General features: G+C 37.7%; 14 protein-coding genes and 1 pseudogene. 14 read left to right on the top strand and 1 reads right to left on the bottom strand.

Going from position 1 to position 22,405, the window contains the following annotated elements; genetic code table 11:
• Nucleotides 1-239 precede the first annotated feature (239 nt).
• The 12 genes and pseudogenes from APF76_02625 to APF76_02570 all read left to right on the top strand — a co-directional run bounded on the left by APF76_02625 (nt 240) and on the right by APF76_02570 (nt 18,790).
• Nucleotides 240-1,379 carry a hypothetical protein gene (locus APF76_02625; protein KUO52052.1) on the top strand — a complete coding sequence of 380 codons (1,140 nt, stop codon included), beginning with the start codon at nt 240-242 and terminating at the stop codon, nt 1,377-1,379.
• On the top strand, nt 1,379-4,549 hold the full coding sequence (locus APF76_02620) for a multidrug ABC transporter (GenBank protein ID KUO52051.1): 3,171 nt from the start codon (nt 1,379-1,381) through the stop codon (nt 4,547-4,549). Before APF76_02625 ends, APF76_02620 begins: the two co-directional genes overlap by 1 nt.
• An 82-nt stretch (nt 4,550-4,631) precedes the next feature.
• Nucleotides 4,632-5,855, top strand: coding sequence for a hypothetical protein (locus APF76_02615; protein ID KUO52050.1), 1,224 nt, complete (start codon nt 4,632-4,634; stop codon nt 5,853-5,855).
• Nucleotides 5,855-6,496, top strand: a complete 642-nt coding sequence (locus APF76_02610; GenBank protein ID KUO52049.1) for a hypothetical protein — start codon at nt 5,855-5,857, stop codon at nt 6,494-6,496. Before APF76_02615 ends, APF76_02610 begins: the two co-directional genes overlap by 1 nt.
• Nucleotides 6,497-6,527: 31 nt before the next feature.
• Nucleotides 6,528-9,734: a hypothetical protein gene (locus APF76_02605; GenBank protein ID KUO52048.1), complete on the top strand. Its 3,207-nt coding sequence runs from the start codon at nt 6,528-6,530 to the stop codon at nt 9,732-9,734.
• A 253-nt stretch (nt 9,735-9,987) separates the two neighbouring features.
• Nucleotides 9,988-11,316, top strand: coding sequence for a Na+-dependent transporter (locus APF76_02600; GenBank protein KUO52068.1), 1,329 nt, complete (start codon nt 9,988-9,990; stop codon nt 11,314-11,316).
• 231 nt (nt 11,317-11,547) lie between these two features.
• Complete coding sequence (locus tag APF76_02595; GenBank protein KUO52047.1) at nt 11,548-13,527, top strand: hypothetical protein; 1,980 nt, start codon at nt 11,548-11,550, stop codon at nt 13,525-13,527.
• Nucleotides 13,520-14,614 carry a hypothetical protein gene (locus APF76_02590; GenBank protein KUO52046.1) on the top strand — a complete coding sequence of 365 codons (1,095 nt, stop codon included), beginning with the start codon at nt 13,520-13,522 and terminating at the stop codon, nt 14,612-14,614. The genes APF76_02595 and APF76_02590 overlap by 8 nt, the downstream gene beginning before the upstream one ends.
• 299 nt (nt 14,615-14,913) lie before the next feature.
• Nucleotides 14,914-16,476, top strand: a complete 1,563-nt coding sequence (locus tag APF76_02585) for a hypothetical protein (GenBank protein ID KUO52045.1) — start codon at nt 14,914-14,916, stop codon at nt 16,474-16,476.
• A 100-nt stretch (nt 16,477-16,576) separates the two neighbouring features.
• The gene (locus tag APF76_02580; protein KUO52044.1) at nt 16,577-16,999 is read left to right on the top strand and encodes a beta-hydroxyacyl-ACP dehydratase; all 423 of its coding nucleotides are present in this window, start codon (nt 16,577-16,579) and stop codon (nt 16,997-16,999) included.
• 80 nt (nt 17,000-17,079) lie between these two features.
• Nucleotides 17,080-18,063: pseudogene (locus APF76_02575) on the top strand.
• A gap of 115 nt (nt 18,064-18,178) precedes the next feature.
• Nucleotides 18,179-18,790 (top strand): hypothetical protein, encoded by a 612-nt coding sequence (locus APF76_02570; protein ID KUO52043.1) that lies wholly within the window; start codon nt 18,179-18,181, stop codon nt 18,788-18,790.
• Nucleotides 18,791-18,865: 75 nt separating this feature from the next.
• Here the strand turns inward: APF76_02570 and APF76_02565 are convergent, their stop codons facing one another.
• On the bottom strand, nt 18,866-19,384 hold the full coding sequence (locus APF76_02565) for a hypothetical protein (GenBank protein KUO52042.1): 519 nt from the start codon (nt 19,382-19,384) through the stop codon (nt 18,866-18,868).
• A 532-nt stretch (nt 19,385-19,916) separates the two neighbouring features.
• Here APF76_02565 and APF76_02560 point away from each other — a divergent pair.
• Nucleotides 19,917-21,332, top strand: coding sequence for a phosphoglucomutase (locus APF76_02560; GenBank protein ID KUO52041.1), 1,416 nt, complete (start codon nt 19,917-19,919; stop codon nt 21,330-21,332).
• 622 nt (nt 21,333-21,954) lie between these two features.
• Nucleotides 21,955-22,395, top strand: a complete 441-nt coding sequence (locus APF76_02555) for a hypothetical protein (protein KUO52040.1) — start codon at nt 21,955-21,957, stop codon at nt 22,393-22,395.
• Nucleotides 22,396-22,405 lie beyond the last annotated feature (10 nt).

Genomic DNA, 22,405 nt, shown 5'->3' with positions numbered 1-22,405 from the left:
GTTTTAATATTTTAAGAATAATATGGTATTAGGTTAATTTGAAAATTGGGTTTTGAAAATATAGCACCCTTGAGTGAAACTTTTTATTGACTTTATACGTATAGGTAATTAGAATGAAATGTGTATACTGACCGTCCAGTCGGTCAGTATACGCCTTTTTCTGAAAGTATTGATATTAAAATTATTTTGAAACACATAAAAGGAACTAAGGTATTTAAAATTTGAAAGGAGTAATACATATGTGGGGGAAAAAGATAGTAATAGCTTTAGTCATCATTATAGTAATAGTTGGAGTAGTAATTGGTCTAGGAAAACTAAAACAGTCTGCTGAAGTTACTGAAGCAGATGCAGTTAATCCAATCCCTGTGGAAATTTTAGAAGCTTCAAGGGGTGAGATTACTGAGATTACAAAAATGACAGCTGTCGTGGAAGCGAAAGAAAGTGTATCTATCGTTCCAAAGGCAGGGGGAAAAGTTGAAAGTGTAGCTGTAACTGTAGGTGACAGAGTATCAAAGGGTCAAGTACTGGTTCAGCTTGAAAAAACAGAAATCCTTGCTCAGTTGAAGCAAGCAGAAGCTGGCCTAGCGCTTGCCGAGGCAGGGAAAAGCTCTGCTATGGCTCGTCTTGAAGATGCTAAAACTACTTTGGATCGGATGGAAATGCTTTATGAAGAGGGAGCTATTTCAATGCAGCAGTTGGAACAAGCAAGGCTGCAATATCAGCTTTCTGATCCAGAAACTGTTAATGCCCAAATAAATCAGGCACAAGCAGGAGTAGATATGATAAAAACTCAATTACAAAATACAGTTATTACAGCGCCTATTTCTGGAATAGTTACTTCAGTCAATGTGTCATCAGGGGAAATGGCAGGTCCTTCTATGCCTATAGCTGTAGTAATGAATTTAGATGAAGTAGAAATTTCAGTAGGTGTTGTTGAGCAGTATATTAACAATGTAGAGGTTGGGCAAGAGGTAAATGTGAAGTTAGCAGCCATAAATAATGAACCTTTCACAGGTATTATTAAAACTATTGCACCCGCAGCTGATCAAACTACAAGAACATTTCCCGTAACAATTTCCGTAGAGAACAAGAATCATGAGATAAAGTCTGGTATGTTTGCAGAGGTTGGTTTTGCAACAAGAACCCGGAATGATGTTATTAAAGTACCAATGGTTTCAGTAGTTGATCAGGGAAGCAGGCAGGCTATATTTGTGGTAAAAAATGAAATGGCTACCTCCCAAAAAATTGAATTAGGATTAAATGATGGTGAATATGTAGAGGTTTTAAGTGGAATAGAAGAAGGGGATAAGATAATTGTAAAGGGTCAGAATATTGTAATCCATGGTGATCCAGTAGTGGTTCAGGGTGGTGAGAAGTAATGTGGCTTTCTAATTTTAGTGTTAAACGCCCTGTAACTATCATAATGGCCGTTTGTATAGTAATTATTTTAGGTTTTGTTTCCTTTACAAACCTTTCTGTAGATTTATATCCAGATTTTAGTCTTCCATATGCGTTAGTCATGACTAATTATGAAGGGGCAGCTCCTGAGGAGATTGAAAATCTGGTCACTAGACCTCTAGAGGAAACAATGGCTACATTAAGTGGTGTTGATGAAATAATGTCTGAATCAATACCCGGGACATCTATGATATTCATAGCCATGAACTGGGGAACGGATATGGATTTAGCTACCCTAGAAATGAGGGAGCAGATTGACTTTGTAACTACCTTTATGCCAAGTGATATTAGTAAACCAATGGTACTGCAAATGGATCCATCCATGATGCCAATTCTTGAACTGGGCGTTACTGGTGGTGATGATCTAGCTCAGCTAAAAGACTTAGTAGAAAATGAAATGAAAGATCGACTGTTGAGAATTGACGGGGTTGCTTCAATTTATACAACAGGAGGGTTAACCAGAGAGATACATGTACTGATTGATCCGGCTAGACTTAATGCATATGGTCTTTCCATGGATCAGGTTATGGGAGCTCTACGTTCTGAAAACGTGAACTTCTCATCTGGGCAGGTAACCGATGGTAACAAGGAATTTTTCGTGAGAACAATGGGTCAATATGAGAATATTGAAGATATTGGAAATGTGGTTCTTTCACTTCCTAGTGGAGGACATATTTATTTAAAAGATCTGGGCGAGATTAAAGATACCCATAATGAAGTCAGTCAGATAACTAGGGTCAATGGGGAATCCAGTATTGGAGTTCACATTGTAAAGCAGAGTAAAACAAATACAGTACAGGTAGCCAACAAAGTAAAAGCAGAAATTGCAATGATGGAAAAAGAATTACCTGTAGATGTTAAAATTAATATAAGCTTTGACCAGTCCGAGTTTATCAATCAAGCAATTGACGGAGTTGTAAGAAATGCGATAATTGGTGGATTTTTGGCAATAGTTGTTCTCCTATTGTTCCTTAGAAATGTAAGGAGTACCCTTGTCATAGCTACTGCAATTCCTATATCCATAATATCTACCTTTACACTTATTTACTTTAATGATTTGACGTTAAACATGATGTCCCTTGGTGGTATTACCCTTGGGATTGGGATGATGGTAGATAGTTCGATAGTTATTCTTGAAAACATTTATCGTTATGGGCAGCAGGGGTATTCAAAAATTGAAGCTGCTAAGCAGGGTGCCGCTGAAGTATCAAGTGCGGTAGTTGCGGCAACGTTTACAACATTAGCAGTATTCTTACCAATTGTTTTTGTTGAAGGCATTGCAGCAGAATTGTTTGGGGATCTTGCTTTAACTGTATCCTTTGCTCTAGCAATGGCTTTACTGGTATCTTTGACACTCATTCCCATGCTAGCATCAAAATTGCTAGTAACTAATGGAAATGGGGGTGCCAAGGCTGTACCTACAAAAAGTACTCCCATTAAGTGGGCTGCCAACGGTATGGGAAGATTTTTGGATTTGCTAGGTGATAAATACAGAGCTGTTCTTGATTGGGCACTCGGACATAGAAAAACAGTAATTGCTGTTGTGATAGTAGCACTGGTTGGTTCTTTCGCAATGGTACCCATGGTGGGGATGTCCTTTATGCCAACTATGGATAGCGGTGAAATATCAATTAGTATTAACCTGGAAAGAGGCACAGTTCTTGAAGAAACTAATGCGATAGCTACTGAGGTGGAGGAATACCTTGAAACTATCCAGGAGGTTAAAACAATTTTTGTCTCGGTTGCACCGCCTAGAGATGGCATGACAGGGACAGGGTCGCCTGCTACAGAACGTATTAGTATTCGTGCTATGCTTGTTGGAACGGGCAGCAGAGAAAAGGATTCACTAATAATTGCTGATGAGATTCGCAGTTATCTTGCTACAATACCAGGAGCGGAAATTAGTGTGGCGGCAATAGATTCTTCCCAGGGTGGCGGCGGAGGAACAATGTCTCCTATTGCAGTTAAGATTAAGGGAAGTGACCTGGCTGTTTTACAAGAACTCTCTGAACAGATTAAAAGTGTAATAGAAAGTGTTCCAGGTACTAGAGAAGTAGAAACTCCATCAATTGAGGGTGATCCTGAGTATAGAATCTATGTTGATAGGGCAAAGGCTTCTCAATACGGATTAAATGTTGCTCAGGTAGCTAGTACTGCAAGGGCAGTACTTGAGGGTCAGGTAGCAACTCGTTATAGGACAGGAGATTCAGAAATTGATGTGAAGGTAATGTATCCTGAAAGCTATAGGGAAGGTCTAAAAAACCTTAAGGATTCATATATTACATCTCCTACAGGAATGAAGGTTCCTTTAAGTATGATAGCTGAAATCAAAGCAGACAGGGGTCCAGCATCAATTACTAGAGAGGATCAAGTCAGGACATTTACAGTAAACTCCCAAATTTTAGGAAGAGATTTAGGAAGTGTAATGACAGATATTGAGCAAAAGGTAGCTGCAGAAATCCAGCTTCCGAGGGGATATACTGTGCACTATGGTGGAGAAATGGAAGAGATGATTAATGCATTTAGCAGTCTGCTGCTTGCTTTGGCACTTGCCATAGTATTGGTGTATATGGTAATGGCTTCACAGTTTGAGTCTTTAATGTATCCATTTGTAATTATGTTTACAATGCCAACTACTCTTATTGGAGTTATCCTTGGCTTGGCTATTACAGGAAAAGAGTTTAGTGTTCCGACTTTTATAGGTTTAATAATGCTGGCCGGTATCGTGGTAAACAATGCAATAGTTCTTGTTGACTATATAAATGTTCTTAGAAGAAGAGGTATAGAAAGAAATGAGGCTATTTTATCAGCTGGACCTATACGCTTAAGGCCAATTCTTATGACTAGCTTAACTACTGTATTGGCATTACTGCCATCTGCTTTAGGTATTGGTGAAGGTGCAGAAGCTATGGCACCTATGGCAATTGCTGTTGTGACAGGCTTGTCGGTATCTTCAATCTTTACATTGGTTCTGATACCTGTCATGTATACATTGTTAGATGACCTTGGAAACTGGGCAAGAAGAAAAATAGGTTGGCAAGACAATCAATTTGACGCAGACGTAGAGGTAGACGTAAAACTAAATCAATAGAGGAAGCAAATTGGGGACACTCCTCAGATGTGAAGTGGGATGTGTCCCCGTACATTAATACATTAAAAGGGAGGTACGGAGAATGAATTTAAAAAGCTCATTTTTAAAAAGTATGGTTCTGGCAATTATTTTTGCATTGTTCCTACTGCCAGTAGGAGCAGCGAATGGTGACGTGGACAACGGAACGGAAGTAGAGGAAGAAGTAGTAGAAAATGTCGAAAATGTAGAAAATACGGAGTCTACAGGGGAAGCGGTAGAGGAAGAGGCAAAGATTATTTCTTTATCATTAGAAGAGAGCATTGAAATGGCTGTAGAAAATCATCCTGATATTGCTGTGGCAATAATTGAACATGAACAGGCAAAGGCAGATTTAAGGAAGGCAAAGAGAGATGCTAAAAGTATTAAGGATTTAAAGGAGCAAGGACTACCTGGTTTATATACCTATGATACTTATCTAGCAGAGAGAGTTTTGCCAAAGACAATGGAGATGCTAGAAATTCTTGCCGATAAAGGTCTGGATTTCAAGAAAAGCCTCCTTAAGTTTCAGGCAGAAAATGCATATTATGATGTATTAAAAGCAGAAAGTGAACTAGAAAATGCAACGGATTCTCTAGTTAGGGCTAAGGAACAGCTGAGGCTTGCTCAGGTTGGTCTTGATGTGGGGGTCAATGCCCAGGCTGATGTTTTAGGGGCAGAAGTACTAGTGGCGTCTCAAGAACTTACTGTGTCCTTTGCAAAAAACTCTTTAAAACAAGCTGAAATGGATTTTAATAATTTAATGGGTCTAGCTCTTGATGATGAAGTTAAGCTTACAAGTGTGTTTAGCTTTTCACCGATAGAGTTTAACCTCGAAGAAATAGGAGAAATGGCTCGTGAAAAAGATTTAACATATGTTCAATTAAATGAGAGTGTAAAAGTTCAAGAAGCAGCATTTGATATGGCAAAGGGATACTATACACCCAATGTTCTTACCTATCAAGCGGCAGAACGAGATTACGAAATAGCTAAATTAAAACTTCAAAATGCAGATCAGAATTTAGATTTAAAAATAAGAAAAGCCTATTTAAATACTGAAACAGCTAAAGAAGGATATGCATTAATGGAAAAATCGGTGGAACAAGCTAGTGAGAATTATCGTCTAACTAAGTTAAGGCATGATGTGGGTATGGCGACTCTCCTTGATTTAGAAAAAGCAAGTGGTGAACTTGATAAGGCAAAAACTGAGTTAGTAGCTGCTGTGTATGACTATAATCTAGCTGCTACAATGCTACAGCATGGAATATTTGATCTTGATGGTATGCAGTAATGGTAGCTATGGAGAGGGGACACACCTCTGATAAAGCGATGATGAATGTCCCTGAAATTGAAAGCATGGGCAAAAGAGAGCAGATTTTGGAGGCAGCTATTAAGGTTTTTGCTTACAAGGGTTTCTCTAATGCTAAGGTAGAGGAAATAGCAAATGAAGCACAAGTTGGAAAAGGTACTGTTTATGAATATTTCAAAAGTAAACAGGATTTATTCCAGGAGATGTTTAAGTATATTCATTCCCTTTATTTTCATGAATTTGTAGTTGACGCCGCAAATAAAACTTCTTTTAAAGAAAAGATCAAATACATGTTAGAGGCAAACATAAAATTTACTAATGAACACCGGGAGATGTCACGAATATTCTTGTCTGAGCATCCTCCCCTGGATGAAAAATTTAAAAAGTGGGTTCTAGATATGCACGATGACTATCTGCTTTTCTTGCAAAAATATATAACTGAAGCAATAAGCAAAGATGAGATTAAAGAGATGGACCCATGCCTACTTGCAAAAATTATAGCAGCTGTAATAACGTTTTTTGGTAAAAACATGATGATGAATGAAACTGAAATGGCAGATAGTGATATCTCAAAGCTGTCTGCCGACACAATTAACCTGTTGTTTTCCGGAATTTCAAAATAATTTTAGATATTCTATATGAATGGGTGTTTATATGCATAACGTCTCTCTTACTGTAAAAAAAGTATATATTACTCTGATTGTAGCAGTAGTTATGTTAGCTCTTCCTAGTAATGTACTTGCATATTCTGATACTGGTAATCACTGGGCTGTTAAAGAGATTGATCTTTTATCTGCCAAGAGAATTATTGGTGGCTATAACGATGGCAGTTTTAGACCAAATCGTAGTGTTACCAGAGCTGAATTCAGCAAAATAATAATTAGCAGTCTCAATTTAGATGAAGAGGCCTACAATTTGTATGCAGTACCTTCTGCCTTTGAGGATATTGAAGATTCCCATTGGGCTAAAGGGTACATTGAGCTTGCCTATGAACTTGGAATCATTAATGGTTATGAAGATGGTACCTTTAGGCCTGAGAGACCAATTAGAAGAGATGAATTAACAGCAATACTTGTGAGAGCTTTAAAGGCTTCCAATTCTCTAGAGACTACTTCAGAACTTGGATTTACCGATAAAAATTACATACCCTTATGGGCGCAAGAGCCTGTGGCCAAAGCTTTATCACTAAACCTTACAAGTGGTTATCCTGATGGCACATTTAGACCTTCAGAGCTGACAACCAGGGGGCAAGCTACTACCTTTATTGTGAGAATGCTTGAAGCTAGGGGTGATGCCCTTGAGTTTGCAGGAATACTTAAAGGAATAGATATTGTTGGCAAAAAAATGAGAATAGAAGTTTCTGGAGAGGATCACCTTTTTGATTATAGCTCACGCCTTAGGTTTTACAACAATGATAGCTTAGTAAATCTATCAGACCTAGCTAGCACAATGCAAATGAAGGTTCATTTTGCGATAGATCCTAATGGTGTAATAGGATATCTTGAACAGGTTGAAGATCTGGAGGCTTTGTCATTAGACTCACTGTCTTATATCTTAGATAATAATCAGGCTGTACAAAAGATGCCACCTCAGAAGAGTCTAAACTTTTCAAGTGTTGATTTTACAGGTGCAAATCCGGGAAAAAGTTTGGAAATTACAAAGAATGAGATGCAACTAAGAGATTTAGTAGCAGCAACAGAGGCTCAGGGGCAGGGACAAGTTATTGCGATAATAGATACTGGAGTCGATCCAGGGCATCCTGACCTCTACGAAACCACAAGAGGAAGTTCCAAGATAATTGACTGGGTAGATCTTACTGACGAAATGAAGGTAGATACAACTGGTAAAATAACTGCAGCGGGAGATAAAAGCTATTCCATTGAAGGAGGTAGTTACTCTATTAGAAATATACCTTCAAAAAGTGGAGTGTACAGATATGGGTTTATTCAAGAGAAAAGCGTACTGAGAGATTTAAATTTTAACGGTAGCTCTGATGATAGTTTTTTTGTAGTTCTTTCTGATCCAGAAGTCGCAGGAAACTATGATACTGTATATATAGATCTAGAAGGAAATGGCCAAATAGATGGTCAATCAGGTTATGAGATTTTTAAAGAACATGGGCAATATTTTTCCTTTGCAACAGATGATAAAGAGAGGCAATTTAATGCTGTGATAGGCGGTATTTCCGGTAATGCTGATTGGATCAGATTTGGTATTGATTTTAATGGACATGGGACCAATGTAGCGGGTATTGCTGCGGCTAATGGAGATATTAAAGGTGTAGCGCCTGGAAGTCAGATTATGGTACTTAAAGCATTAGACACAATGGGTGAAACAAATTGGGATTTACTTAAAGAAGCCATAAACTATGCAGCAGAAAATGGTGCCCATATAATCAATCTTAGTCTTGGTTACTATCTTGATGAGACTGCAGGAAATAATTCTTTAACGGAACTTATTTCTAAAATAAGCAGAGAACAGAATATAGTTTTTACAGTAGCGACAGGAAATAGGGGGCCAGGTTTGGCCTCGTTAGCAACACCAGGCAATGCAAAAGAGGCAATATCAGTTGGAGCTTTTATTTCTCCTTCCATGTGGAAGCAGGATTACGGCTTTGAAGTGGAAGATGATAGCCTATGGTACTTTAGTTCTATTGGACCCAGAAAAGATGGCCTTATGATTCCAGATGTTGTTGCGCCAGGTAGTGCTGTTTCAACTGCTCCAATGTGGTCAACTAATAAGTACTCACTAGCTGAGGGAACAAGCATGGCAGCTCCTCATGTAGCGGGTGCTGTAGCCTTATTGAGGGATTCCCTGAATAAGCTAGGAAGATCCCCGAATTCTGAGGATATTAGGAGAGCTATATCCCTAGGCGCTAGAACATTGGAAGATTTTGGGCCGGCTGAGGTCGGTGCTGGAGTTATAGATGTTGTAGAAGCATGGAGGAAACTGTTTCTTGTAGATAAGGTTAAGCCGCTTATACCCCAAACATACAATAAAAGATTAGCTTTTGGTGAGGGATTGTATGCTAGAGACTTTATTCCAGGTGAAATCAACTTCAGGATAAAGAATATAGCTGATGATGCAGTAGCGGTTAACTGGGACTCTACAGTAGACTGGTTGGTGCCTCAGTTAGATACAACACGTATTGCAGCTGGGGGAAGAAGGTTAATTCCTATAAAATATAATATGCCTGAGGAACCTGGTCTGTATTCCGGTTTCCTACGTGGTGACATTTCCAGTACCTATGGATATGATTTAACAGCACTAGTTACAGTAGTAAGACCATATATTTTAGATAAAAACAATCAGTATAAAGTAACCTTATCCGGTGAATTACCTGCGGCCCAGTATTCTCGATACTTTTTCCAGGTACCCCCAAACTCTGAAAATTTTTCTCTTAGCCTAAGGGTGGGTAAGACTGGAGGACAAGCAGCAGGAAGAGCAAGGGCTCATATAATTGATCCAAATGGAAATGAGTACTATATGACCGAATATGTGGGTTTGGGCCCATCGGGATCTGTAATGAAGGATAATACTTCGGCTGGAATATTGTCACCGGAGGCTGGTATTTGGGAGGTTGTTGTTTATAGCTCCCCAGCTTTAAGTGATTATGATATCAAAAAGAGTGTATTTAACCTAGATGTTAACCTTACAGGAGTAGGTGAAAATAATGATTCCAGACAGACATCTTCTTGGATAGTAGGTGGGGTTACACTTACCAAGGACTTTGGTGGGTATCAAGCCAGAACGTATCAGATAATTGATAAAAGAACAAAAAAACCAGTCAATGGTATTATTGAGTTGGACGGAAAAGCTTATGAAGTACGAAATGGTAAGTTATATTTAGAAAATAATTAATACAATTTTTCAGATTATTCAACAGGTTTAAAACTTGCCAATGCCTGACCTGCTTGACATTATGAGAGATACGCCATGCTAATAATGAAATTTTAATATATTGCACAAAAATTAACCCTTGCTAAATAGACAACCTCTTCATTATAATATAAGGAAGCACTTATGCTAAAATATTGTAATAGGAGGTAGAAAAGTGGAGAACAAAAGTATTGGAGTTGAAAGGGAACAGTGGGGATCTAACTTTGGTTTTGTTATGGCAGCTGCTGGTTCCGCAATTGGTCTTGGTAACATTTGGAGATTCCCCTATTTAGCTGGGGAAAACGGTGGAGGAGCATTTATTGTAATTTATCTTCTTGCAGCATTTTTGATAGGCTTCGCCGTTATGCTTTGTGAATTTGCCATTGGTAGAGCGGGACAGAAAAATGCTATCGGCTCATTTAAGGCTCTAGCTGCTGGTACACCTTGGTGGATTACTGGTGCCTTTGGTGTATTAGCTGCATTTATGATTTTATCATTCTATGGGGTTGTTGCTGGTTGGACAATGGCCTATGTCTGGAAGACAATATCAGGGGCATTGTCAGGTATTCCAGCTGATCAATTGCCAGATATCTTTGTTGGTTTTATAACTAACCCAGTTCAACCAATTATTTGGCAGGCTTTCTTTATGATCTTAACCGTGGGGATTGTTGTCGCAGGTATTAAAGGCGGTATCGAAAAATGGAGTGTTATTTTGATGCCAGCTATCTTTGGAATTTTAGTACTCTTAATTATCCGTGGAATGACCTTAGAAGGTAGCATGGCAGGAGTAAGCTTCTTATTGAAGCCAGACTTTTCACAGGTTACTGGATCAGTTGTGTTGGCAGCTTTGGGACAAGCCTTCTTCTCGTTAAGCTTAGGTATGGGAACTATGATTACTTATGGTAGTTACTTGAATAAAAAAGAAAATATGCCTTCATCAGCAGCGACTATCATTGGTCTTGATACTGGTGTTGCTGTCTTAGCTGGATTTGCAATCTTCCCTGCACTATTTGCGGTTGGTTTCGAGCCAACACAAGGGCCTGGACTTGTGTTCATGGTGTTACCTGCAGTTTTTGACACTCTTCCATTTGGAGCTTTCTTTGGGGCAATGTTCTTCTTATTATTAGCAATCGCGGCTTTGACGTCAGCTATCTCTATTTTAGAATGTGTTGTTGCCTATGTAAAAGACGAGTTTAATGTTCCTCGTCCTGTGTCGGCAGTAACAGTAGGTTTCATAATATTTTTAGTTGGTGTGACAGCCTCTCTTTCAATGAGTTCATGGAGTCATATTTTAATTCCATGGCCAGGAACAGAGGGCATAAACCTATTTGACTTTTATGATAACTTCTCAGCCAAGATATTATTACCACTTGGTGGGATGTTGATTTGCTTGTTCACAGTATGGGTTTGGAAACCAGAAAATGCCTTTAAAGAAATTACAAATGAGGGTAAATTCAGCTTTGCTTGGTTGCCAGCATTTAAAATTTTAGCAGGCATTGTAGCTCCAATCGTTATCGCTATAGTTTTACTATATGGCTTTGGTCTAATTGGAACAGCAGTATAACATATTATTAATATTATTTGGCTAAAAAGGTTGAGACTTAGGTCTCGACCTTTTTTCTTTTATAAAGGTATAATATAATATATAATAATGACGGGACACACCTGCTATTATGGAGGTGGGAAGTCAGAGGTTAGAGCATCTAATATCACACTTCACACTTCTGAGGAATGTCCCCCAAATTTAATTTCCTCAATAGTTGGGCATAACTTAGTTGAAGGGGAGGCAGTAATAGTGAATTTAAAGAATAAACCAGCTAATTATATAAACTATTTTTTAACTTTCATACTAATCATATCTTTGTTGACTGCTGGTTATCTTGCAGTGCAAAGAATGAGTTTGGAAGCAGCTAATAAAAATGTAGAGGTCAGCATAGAGAGCCAAGAAGTTGAAAGGCTTGCTAGATATAGTCCTGATACAGAACAAGAGATCTTAAATAAGCTTAAGCAAACAGGGGTTTCTGGAATACTCTTAAAAGAACAGATAATAAGTGATCTTGAACCTCATAGTGCCTGGGTTCTGTCAGGGAGCCAGATTTTATTAAATGAAATGTATATAGATGCGTTGGGAGATAATCTTGATAGTATATACAACGGATATAACTATATTATTACAAATGATCCAATGGTTCATTATCAGATAAAAGAAAACCTATCTCTTAAGGTTCATGGTGTGCACATTCCTAAAGCTGATGGTAGTATTTACTTTGTAGGAGTTCCGATTACCAGAGCAGAGCTTAGTACAATAGGCATAGGCTTTGACCAGAGATTTATGGAGATGGCAGTCTCTGAAGGATATAATTTGCTAGTGCAAATTCGTAATTGGCCTCAAAGTTCACCTGAAGCTGTAAGAGGCGTGTTTGAAGCTCTTCTACCCTTTAAAGGTAATATAACCACAGTTTTATTTAACGACTTTTTTGTTCCAGGCTTTCCTGATTATCTGCATATTATTAATGAAGGAATAGAGAGTCTTGATGCAAATTTTGCTTTTATTGAAACCTTTGTTTTTAATCAGCTAGGTGCAAGGCAAATTGGACTTGCTGAACCCACCAACGTTGTAAGGCTGCATTCAATAGGGGCGAATGAAATGGTTAATATGTCACCTCAAAGAGCTCTAGATAGGCTTACCCTATCAGTAACTGATAGGAATGTAAGGGTACTCCTAGTGAGACTATTTTTCCCATTGGATACATCCGATTGGCTGCAAACAAATATTAATTTTCTTGGCGGAGCAAATAGTTTTTCTGGCTTAATTCCCACATTAGAAAAAGAGGGTTTTAGCATTGGACAGGCCCAGTCATCATTTCCGCTACACGTTACTTCAGAGGAAGGCAGAAGTCTTTTAACCTTTCTTACGGGCTTAGGTGTAATAAGTGCAGGAATTATCTTAATGAGGAAGCTGGATTTGAACCTCTTAGGATATATACTGGGGGGAGTTGGGCTTCTAGTCTGGTCTGGATCCTTTGTAGTGGAGCCTTTGCTAGATATGGCAATCAAGGCAATGGCCCTTGCTTCAGTAGTAGTTTTCCCTACTCTTGCTGTGATTACGGTTTTAAATGGAGAGGCCGCTGATTCCATTGTAAAAGCTGTCTTTAAACTTGTTAAGGCGTCATTAATCAGCTTAACGGGTGCCTTGATTATGGTTGGTCTATTTGCTCATTTGAACTTTATGCTCAAGCTAGATCAATTTGTAGGAGTTAAGATTGCTCATCTTTTACCAATTTTAATCCTAACATTTGCTTTTTACTTCTGGATGGATAGAGAATATTTACAGCATAGAATTAAAGCTTTACTAAATGCAGTTGTTACAAACAAATATCTAATAATAGTAGGTTTCTTCGCAGTTGCAGGGTTGATATATTTAACAAGGACTGGAAATGAGGCAGTTGCTGTGTCCTCTCTTGAGTTACAAATGAGAACTATTTTGGATGATTTATTAATTGTTCGGCCTCGGACCAAGGAATTTTTAATTGGCCATCCGATTATGCTACTCCTATTTTATTTTGGATACCAGCATCGCTATCTACCATTACTATTATTGGGCGTTATAGGACAAATCTCAATGGTAAATACTTTTGCTCATATCCATACACCGCTAGTTGTTTCCTTATTAAGGACTGTAAATGGACTTGGGCTTGGTATTATCCTGGGGATTGTGTTGATACTATTATGGAAGACATATAAGCACTTTGAAAGTAGGCTGTTTAATGGCTAAAAGAATTGCTATTTCTGGTTATTATGGTTTTCAAAATATAGGTGATGAAGCTATCCTTTTTAGTATGCTACAGGCCTTTGATACAATTGGAGATATAAAAACTCTCGTTTTTTCTAATAGTCCAGAACATACCCAGAAACAGTATCAAGTTGCGGCAATAGATAGATGGAAGCTTGTCACGCTTTTTAAGGAATTGGGAAAGACGGATCAGCTTGTTAGTGGTGGTGGTAGTTTACTACAGGATGTGACAGGTCCTAAAAGTCTGATCTATTATTTAGGAGTTGTTTTCCTTGCAAAATTGTTACGAAAAAAGGTTATGTTCTATGCTCAAGGTATAGGGCCTATTAACACTTCCCTAGGCAAAAAACTCATGGGATGGTTGGCTAACAAGGCGGACCTAATCACAGTACGGGATGAGGCTTCAAAAAAACTTCTGGAGCAACTTGGAGTGAATAAACCTGAAATAAGGGTTACTGTGGATGCTGTTCTTGGTATAGATCGAAAGCAAGTAAATAAACAAGCTGGGGAAAAGAAATTAGAAGAAATGGGAATAACCATGGATGGAGAGCCAATTATAGGGATTTCTTTGCGTGAATGGCAAAATCCTGATAACTATAAAAAGGCAGTAGCTAAAACATGTGATAATTTAATTGAAATGGGATATAGGGTCATGTTTATACCCTTTCACTTTCCAAGTGATATTACCCCTGGTAGAGATACTATCAAATTTATGAAGCATGGAGATAAGGCTATCCTAGTGAAAAACCAGACTAGCGTTGAAGAAATGCTTGGTATTCTTAGTAAGTTGCATATGATTGTAGGAATGAGACTACATTCTTTAATTATGGCTGCAGTAATGGGGGTTCCCATTGTGGGGATTTCTTATGATCCAAAGGTTGACAGCTTTTTGAAGCAGACATATCAACCACTAGCAGGCAGGGCAGAAACAATTACAGAAGATGAACTGTGGGATACTGTGAGAACAGCTTTAGACAAGAGAGATGCTAGTCTCCCAGAATACTTACAGATTATAGATGAAAAAAGAGAGCAAGCCCTTGAAACCGCCCGCTGGGCCCTAGAATTGTAAACCAACCACGGGGACGGTTCTGCTGGCTAATTATTTTTTGTGAGTTCTATTTGAAACTTTTGGTGTCATACATCGTCTATATATATGAAACTCATTAATACGCATGATACTGCTTGAAGTTAGATATAACTTGCCTGTAGTCATTAACTTGCCTATAATAATATGGGATAAGAAGACTTCCTAGAAGTCAGAATACAGAATTCAGAATTCAGGAGAAGAACTAGATTTTATTCTGGCTCCTGGATACCGACTACTTTATTCTACAAGGTAACTCAGTAAGTTTAGATGAAGGGGCAATTATGACTTTACAAAAAGAAGCTTCATTAGGCACAAATATTGCTAAAGCTGCAGGAGTAATTTTATTGATGAATCTTTTGAGCAGGGTTCTTGGCTTTGTCCGAGATGCAGTCATTGCAAGGGAATTTGGTGCTACTGGGGCTACTGATGCCTATCTAGTTGCCTATACCCTGCCTTACGCTCTTCAAGCTGTACTGGGTATGGCTTTTGTTTCAGTAATAGTACCAATAATAACAGCATATCTTGTAAAGGAAGAAAAATCAGAAGCCTGGAGAACTACTAGTATCTTATTTAACTGGACGATTGTAATACTTATAGTAATCACAATACTTGGGATGGTACTTGCTCCCTGGCTGATTAAAATATTAGCTCCTGGATTTGCTGGGGAAACCTATGAGTTAACTGTAAATCTGACGAGGATTATTTTTCCTTCCATCATTTTCATGGGAGCCGGAATGCTCATAACCGGAGTTTTAAATGCTAGCAGTAAATTTGCTATTCCAGCATTTGCTCCTGCATTTGCTAATATAATAGTTATTCTGTCTGTTTTAATCTTTGCAGGAGAATATAGAATACATGGACTAGCAGCGGGAACCCTTGTTTCTTTTATAGGTTTTTTATTAATACAGTTACCTTCTTTAAAAAAAATGGGTTATAAGTGGGAGTGGAATTGGGATAAAACTCATCCTGCCGTAAAAAAAGCAGGAGCTACAATAGTTCCTATAACACTAGCAATAGCTATTAATCAGATTTATTTGGCTGTAAATAGAATATTTGCCTCTGGATTGGAACCAGGAAGTATTACAGCCCTTGACTTTGGCTACAGACTTATGGTATTGCCTTTGGGAATATTTATTGCAGCAATTGTAACAGCTATATTTCCGGCATTCTCTCGCTATGCAGCTCATGATGATAAAGAAGGGCTGGCAAATTCACTTGTATCAGGTATGGCACTAGTTTCCTTAGTGGCAATTCCATCTGCAGTCGGATTAATGGTTATTAGAGAGCCGTTAATTCAGATTGTATTTGAAAGAGGAGCATTTGATGCTTATGCTACCCAAAGAACTGCTCTTGCATTGTGGTATTTTTCGATTGGACTTTGGGCAATCGGTGCTAATACTGTAGTTACAAGGGCCTATTTTGCTATGAATATGGTAAAGATTCCTTTAGTATTGGGTCTATTTTCTGCAATTCTAAACGTATTACTCAGTATAGGCCTTATGCCATACCTTGGACATGGGGGACTGGCATTAGCTAATTCATTATCCGCTATTATAAATATTATGTTATTATTAGTTGTATTTCGTAAACATTTACCCAAATTGGATATGGTACAATTATTTATTCCATTTATGAAAGCACTTACTGCAGCCATTATAATGGGTATTACCTTAACAATGGGCATGCCTTATATTAAGGAACTAATAGGTATTACTGACTTTTTGGGATTAGTAATTCAGCTGTGTGTCTTGGTTGCCCTGGGTGCTTTAATCTATGCTGCTATGCTTTATGTTTTCAAAACCAAGGAGCTGGATTTGATTAAAAAAATGCTCAAAAGGACATAGATATCAAGGGAAGTTTACATTTTTAAGAAGGATTGTTTAAATCTTTGTAGAAATTTATAGTGTTATAAGCTTTTATCCGAATACCAAAGGAAGTGATACTATGCTAGATGTTAAAGAGATACAGGAGATAATTCCTCATCGTTATCCATTTCTACTTGTGGATAAGATTATAGAGCTTGAGGAGGGCAAGAAAGCAGTAGGTATAAAAAATGTCACAATAAATGAAGCTCATTTTCAGGGGCACTTTCCAAACCATCCTGTAATGCCAGGGGTCTTAATAATAGAAGCCCTTGCACAAGTGGGAGCTGTTGTTGTTTTAAAAATGCCTCAATATGCTGGCAAAATTGCTTTTTTTGCTGGATTAGATAAAGTGAGGTTTAGAAGGCAGGTAGTTCCAGGAGATCAACTTAGACTAGAGGTCGAACTGGTGAAAATAAAGGGACCCGTAGGTAAAGGTGTTGGAAAAGCCTTTGTGGGTGAAGAAGTGGCTGCTGAAGGGGAACTAACTTTCATGATAGGTTAGTAATTAAGCATTGAAAAGGTTAATAATTTTTAGTACACTATGATTATTGCATAAAGTAATATTTGGGGGAGGAACTACAGATGTATCAGGTTTTTTGGCCTGTTCTAATAGCCTTGTTGGTGGCATATTTTTCTACACCACTAGTAATTAAATTAGCGATTAAGTGGGGTGCAATGGATGCGCCATGTGAAAGGAAAGTACACACATGTGCTATGCCAAGAATGGGAGGACTAGCAATTTATGCAGGTTTTGTAGCTGCTGTCCTAATGACCCAAGCTGTTGATGCAAAGCTTATTGGAATTCTAATAGGCTGTACAATAATTATCATACTTGGGGTAGTGGATGATATAAAAGGTGTTTCACCAAAGGTTAAATTGGCCGTTCAAACCCTAGCAGCTTTAGTAGTTGTTTTATTTGGTGTTAAGGTTAATATTCTTACTAATCCTTTTGCTGATGTCCTTTTCCTAGAAAACTTCAAACTAGCAATTCCATTTACTGTACTTTGGATTGTTGGTGTTACTAATGCTGTCAACTTAATTGATGGTTTAGATGGATTAGCGGCAGGTACTTCTGGTATCGCTGCAATTACAATAGCTGTGGTTGCTTTTGGGGAAGGTCATGTGGCAGTTGCTGCCTTAGCTATGATTCTTGCAGCTTCTGTTCTTGGATTTTTGCCGTTTAACTTTCATCCAGCTAAAGTATTTATGGGTGATACTGGCTCCATGTTTTTAGGTTTTACCCTTTCGGTACTAGCTGTAGTGGGATTAACGAAAAGTGCAACTGTTATTTCCATATTTATACCAATTGTGATTTTGGGTATTCCTATATTTGATACTATGTATGCCATTATACGAAGGTTTTTAAACGGCACGCCAATCTTTCAAGCTGACAAAGAACATCTTCATCATCAACTACTAAACATGGGTCTAACACATAGACAAACAGTATTAACGATTTATGGTGTTAACATTTGCTTGGGAGGTAGTGCTGTTCTTATGTCATTAATGGCCCCGCCGCAAGCAGTTATTATATTGATAGGGCTAACAGCTATCATGCTGATAGGCATGAATCATCTGAGCTTTACAGCATTTACTAAAAGAGAGAAAGCAAAGCATTTTGGGGGGTAATTAGAGACGGGCCTTCGTCTGCCTTAATTCCCATCTAAGGGAGGATAAATCTGTGAGATTTTTTAAGCTTTGGGTTGGACTTGCTATGGTCGCAGCTTTAGTATTAGGTATTACTTTAGGAAATTTTGTCTTGGCAGGAGGAAACTTTCTTCCCGGTTCTACTGATGACCCTCTTGTGAGTGAAAGTTACATTACTCAAACAGTAGAAGAAAAAACTTCAGCTTTAGAATATCAGATTTTTGAAATGGAAAAGCAGATTACTAGCTTAACTAATACTGTTGCAGCTTTAGAATCGCAATTAGGAAGCACAAGAACTTCATCTTCAAGTCAAACTAGTCAAACTACTCAAACAAGCCAGAGCAGTCAAACTAACCAAAACAGTCAGTCAAATAGCACACCAACTACAACAACTAACGATAATTCCAGTACTGAGCAAAGTTCTAGTGCAGGACAAAATGACGGTAATACCAGTACTACCAAGGAGATGGAAGTTTCTGCTGCTAGTGGAGTGAATGTTAGAAATGGCCCTGGTATTAGTTTTAGTATTATAGCTAGCTTATCAGATGGAACAAAAATAGATGTAATTTCCCAATCCTCTGACTGGTATGAGATCATTGTAGAAGGAAATCAAACTGGATGGGTTCATGGAGATTTTGTAGAATAGGACATAAAGGTACCTAATAGATAACAACAAGGTGCCTTTCTTATTTTTTTATTACTAGCCAATATCATTTCCATATTATTTTTCACAGTTAGTATTAGTGGATATTAAAGGAAGTTTATCTTTTTTCTGTACATTTTTTCTATCTGGAAATAATGAGCTATGACCAAATACAGGAATCAGTAGACCGCAGAATGTTCCGAAAAAGGCATGGTCCATAAAACTCAATACAGGGGATAAGGGCTTTTTACTTTTTACAGGGATAGCAAGTCTAGAAATTAGCCCATAAACTATAACCCATGTTGTAGAAGCGACTCCCATACCTTTGAGCATAGCCTTGTCACGTCCCGTAGCTGACAATACATAAGTAATAATTATTCCTGTAATGCCGGTGTTTACATGGTTAGTAGCTGCCGCCACAAACTTTGCTTCTGGTGTATTTACTTTGTTTTTAGGCAAAAATAGACTGGCTGCCATTTGTCCATATTTAACGTCAGTTAAACCTTTATGGTATTGCCAATCATTAATTAGCCTAATTGGAATACCTGCTATCAAGCTAGAGACTACACCGAGTATAATCCTATCTTTAATTTTCATATTTTCCTCCTAGTGTTGATAATAAACGTGTTGTATAGTTAGTGTTTTATAGTTTTAATATATCATACACTAAAAAATATGGTAAAATAAAGTGTATACCTTCGCATTAAAGCGCATTGAAACGCATTAGCTTGTGCCAATTATAACAAGCCTATTTTTTTGGGCATTAGCCGGGATTTACAATGATTTCCTCCAGGATTATAATGATTATGGAATATTTGAGTATGCAGCTACTACAAGAAGCAAAGATCAGCTAAAAAGTATTAAAGTGAAATAGTCTAAATTATTCTTTGAGAAGAATATTTTAGCTCCTAGAATTTTGACTGCGGTGCTCTAACTGCAAGTCTTTTTTCTTTGAATATTTCTAAAAAGGTTATCGTTTCTTTTATCCTAGCAGGAATTTTTTGCTAAATGAAGAAAAATATATAATGTATTCATCCTTATTCTCATAAACTTTAATATATAAGGGAATATTAAGTTAGAACTTTTACTGGGTAGTAACAAGCAAGAAAACAAGGAGGTCTTATCTTATATGAATAGCATTAAATTTGGGACAGATGGCTGGAGAGCCATTATGGCACGGGAGTTTACCTTTGATAATCTCAGATTAGTAGTCCAAGCAGTTGCAAATTACTTAAATGAAAGTGAAAAGCAAGGCAAATTGATTATTGGTTATGATCAAAGGTTTCTGTCAGATAAGTTTGCAATGGAAGCTGCAGAAGTTCTTTCTGGTAATAACATACCTGTTATGTTAATAAATAAACCTGCACCAACCCCAACTACCGCTTTTGCAATAAAGGAATATGGAGCTATTGGTGCGTTAATGATTACTGCAAGCCATAATCCTGCTGAATACAATGGTATTAAGTTCATTCCTGATTACGCTGGCCCGGCTACACCAGAGATTACTGATGCAATAGAGAGACAGCTAAACGTATTAGCCCTTGAACTTGTAAAGATAAAGCCTAAGGAAATAGCTGAACAAGAGGGTCTTTTAGAATACATAGATCCTTTGGATGATTACCTAAAGCATCTATATGGTCTTATAAACTGGGAGTATATTAACAAAACACCTGTAAAGGTTGTTGTTGATTCCATGTTTGGGGCTGGAACAGGTTATTTAGACCATTTTTTATGTGACAGTCATTGTAGTGTAAATCCTATTCATGGTTGTAGAGATGTTCTCTTTGGTGGAGGTATGCCTGAGCCTATGGGTTCAAGTTTAAATGAACTTGTAGAGAAAGTTAAAGACACAGGAGCAGCCCTTGGTTTGGCTTTAGATGGAGATGCGGACCGTTTTGGAGCTGTTGATAGTGATGGTACCTACTTTAGTCCAAACCAAATCTTATCACTTCTCTTAAATCATTTAATTGAGAACAGAGGTTGGTTAGGTCCGGTTGCAAGAACAGTAGCAACTACTCATTTATTAGATAGAATATGCGAGTATCATGGGCAACATATCTATGAGACTCCAGTAGGATTTAAATATATTGGGAAACTGCTGTTGGAAAAGGATTGCATCCTAGGTGGTGAAGAAAGTGGAGGTATGAGTATTAAAGGGCATGTACCAGAGAAGGATGGAATTCTCGCTTGTCTATTGATCATAGAGATGGTAGCACAATCTGGCAAAAACCTTGGGGAACTCATGGAAGAACTGTATCAAAAATACGGCAAGCTCGTAAGTGAACGTTTAGATATTAGAGTTCCTACTGCAGAAATGCCAGGCTTCTTAGCTGCAGTAAAGGATTACTCACCTGCCAAAATTAATGGTCAGTTAGTTGTTGAAAAATTAACAGTTGATGGTACTAAGATAAGGATGGCAAATGGCTCCTGGGTACTTATACGTGCATCAGGTACTGAGCCTCTTTTCAGAGTTTATGTAGAAGCAGAAAGTAAGGATGAGCTAAGAAAAATTCAAGAGTATGTTAGAACAGATCTAGACTTTTAATAATTAATAAAATCAAGAGCCTTCTGAATTTTAATTTAAATCCAGAAGGTTCTTATTGTTAATTCATATACATTTCTACCTCCTCATCAGACATTTCTCTATAACAGCGTGCACATACGTCACCATTTAGTGTTGATACAGGTGCCAGTTCAAGTTCATCTTGTAGCGTTAAGGAAGCTCCGCAGCGGATACAGTTTTCTGCTGACATAAAAAAATAGCACCACCTTTATCTTAATTACAATCTTAGTAACAATAATTCCATAATCTTAAATTAAATATACAAGAATTAAGCCAAAAAATATCACTAATTTTAACTGACTAACTTGGCGTAGCTCTGCACAGGTTTAACTAAGTCAACAAGTTGACAAGTTTCACTCCGAGTATCCCATCTTCTACAAGTGGGAGTACAACGCCAACTAAGCCATTCATTCGTAGCTCTAACTTTGTATTTGCATTTCTAACCTTAGTAAATAAAAAACAATTTACTAAGCTAAGAACTACGTCAAATTCAGCGGGAGTAGAATCTCCCTCTGAATTAAGATCTTACTTCAATTAGAAAGCTTGGCAAGTGTAACCATTGGGTATCCCGGTGCGTATGATACACCACCAAAGGAGGGATACAATGGAAGTATATATTTTGGTAATTTCAACCATTTGGTTAGTTTCATTATTGCTAATAATAGTGTATTTTAATAAAATAGGCTTTGAGCACTATGAATATATTCTTCTTATAACAACAGATAATTGTGCAAATGTTTGCGAAGGAGTATTAAGGGAAGCCCTTTGCTTTGTAAAAAAGATGGGGAATTATCAGATAGTTGTTGTAGATATGCACTCTCAGGACCAGACATATGAAATTCTTAAAAGGTTGTCATTGAAATATATCTTTCCATTGTTAAGCAGAACTCAAAAGCAGTTTGATAAAAATGAAATCCTACAAGAACTTGATATTTCAAAAAAATATAATTTGCTAGTCTTAACTAAAGATACAACATATTTTAAGGCTAATACAGAGATGAAGAGAATACGACATTCATCTACATATAATACTAGCTTTCATTGAAGGAAAGATT

It is taken from the genome of Desulfitibacter sp. BRH_c19, assembly GCA_001515945.1.
In the GTDB taxonomy this organism is placed as follows: domain Bacteria; phylum Bacillota; class DSM-16504; order Desulfitibacterales; family Desulfitibacteraceae; genus Desulfitibacter.
The sequence above is the reverse complement of the archived record's forward strand: the minus strand, read 5'-3'. Positions and strand labels throughout refer to the sequence as shown.

Excerpts from the sequence above, each read along its gene's own strand:
- APF76_02625 (KUO52052.1), top strand. The coding sequence starts at position 240 with ATGTGGGGGAAAAAGATAGTAATAGCTTTAGTCATCATTATAGTAATA.
- APF76_02620 (KUO52051.1), top strand. The coding sequence starts at position 1,379 with ATGTGGCTTTCTAATTTTAGTGTTAAACGCCCTGTAACTATCATAATG.
- APF76_02615 (KUO52050.1), top strand. The coding sequence starts at position 4,632 with ATGAATTTAAAAAGCTCATTTTTAAAAAGTATGGTTCTGGCAATTATT.
- APF76_02610 (KUO52049.1), top strand. The coding sequence starts at position 5,855 with ATGGTAGCTATGGAGAGGGGACACACCTCTGATAAAGCGATGATGAAT.
- APF76_02605 (KUO52048.1), top strand. The coding sequence starts at position 6,528 with ATGCATAACGTCTCTCTTACTGTAAAAAAAGTATATATTACTCTGATT.
- APF76_02600 (KUO52068.1), top strand. The coding sequence starts at position 9,988 with ATGGCAGCTGCTGGTTCCGCAATTGGTCTTGGTAACATTTGGAGATTC.
- APF76_02590 (KUO52046.1), top strand. The coding sequence starts at position 13,520 with ATGGCTAAAAGAATTGCTATTTCTGGTTATTATGGTTTTCAAAATATA.
- APF76_02585 (KUO52045.1), top strand. The coding sequence starts at position 14,914 with ATGACTTTACAAAAAGAAGCTTCATTAGGCACAAATATTGCTAAAGCT.
- APF76_02580 (KUO52044.1), top strand. The coding sequence starts at position 16,577 with ATGCTAGATGTTAAAGAGATACAGGAGATAATTCCTCATCGTTATCCA.
- APF76_02565 (KUO52042.1), bottom strand. The coding sequence starts at position 19,384 with ATGAAAATTAAAGATAGGATTATACTCGGTGTAGTCTCTAGCTTGATA.
- APF76_02560 (KUO52041.1), top strand. The coding sequence starts at position 19,917 with ATGAATAGCATTAAATTTGGGACAGATGGCTGGAGAGCCATTATGGCA.
- APF76_02555 (KUO52040.1), top strand. The coding sequence starts at position 21,955 with ATGGAAGTATATATTTTGGTAATTTCAACCATTTGGTTAGTTTCATTA.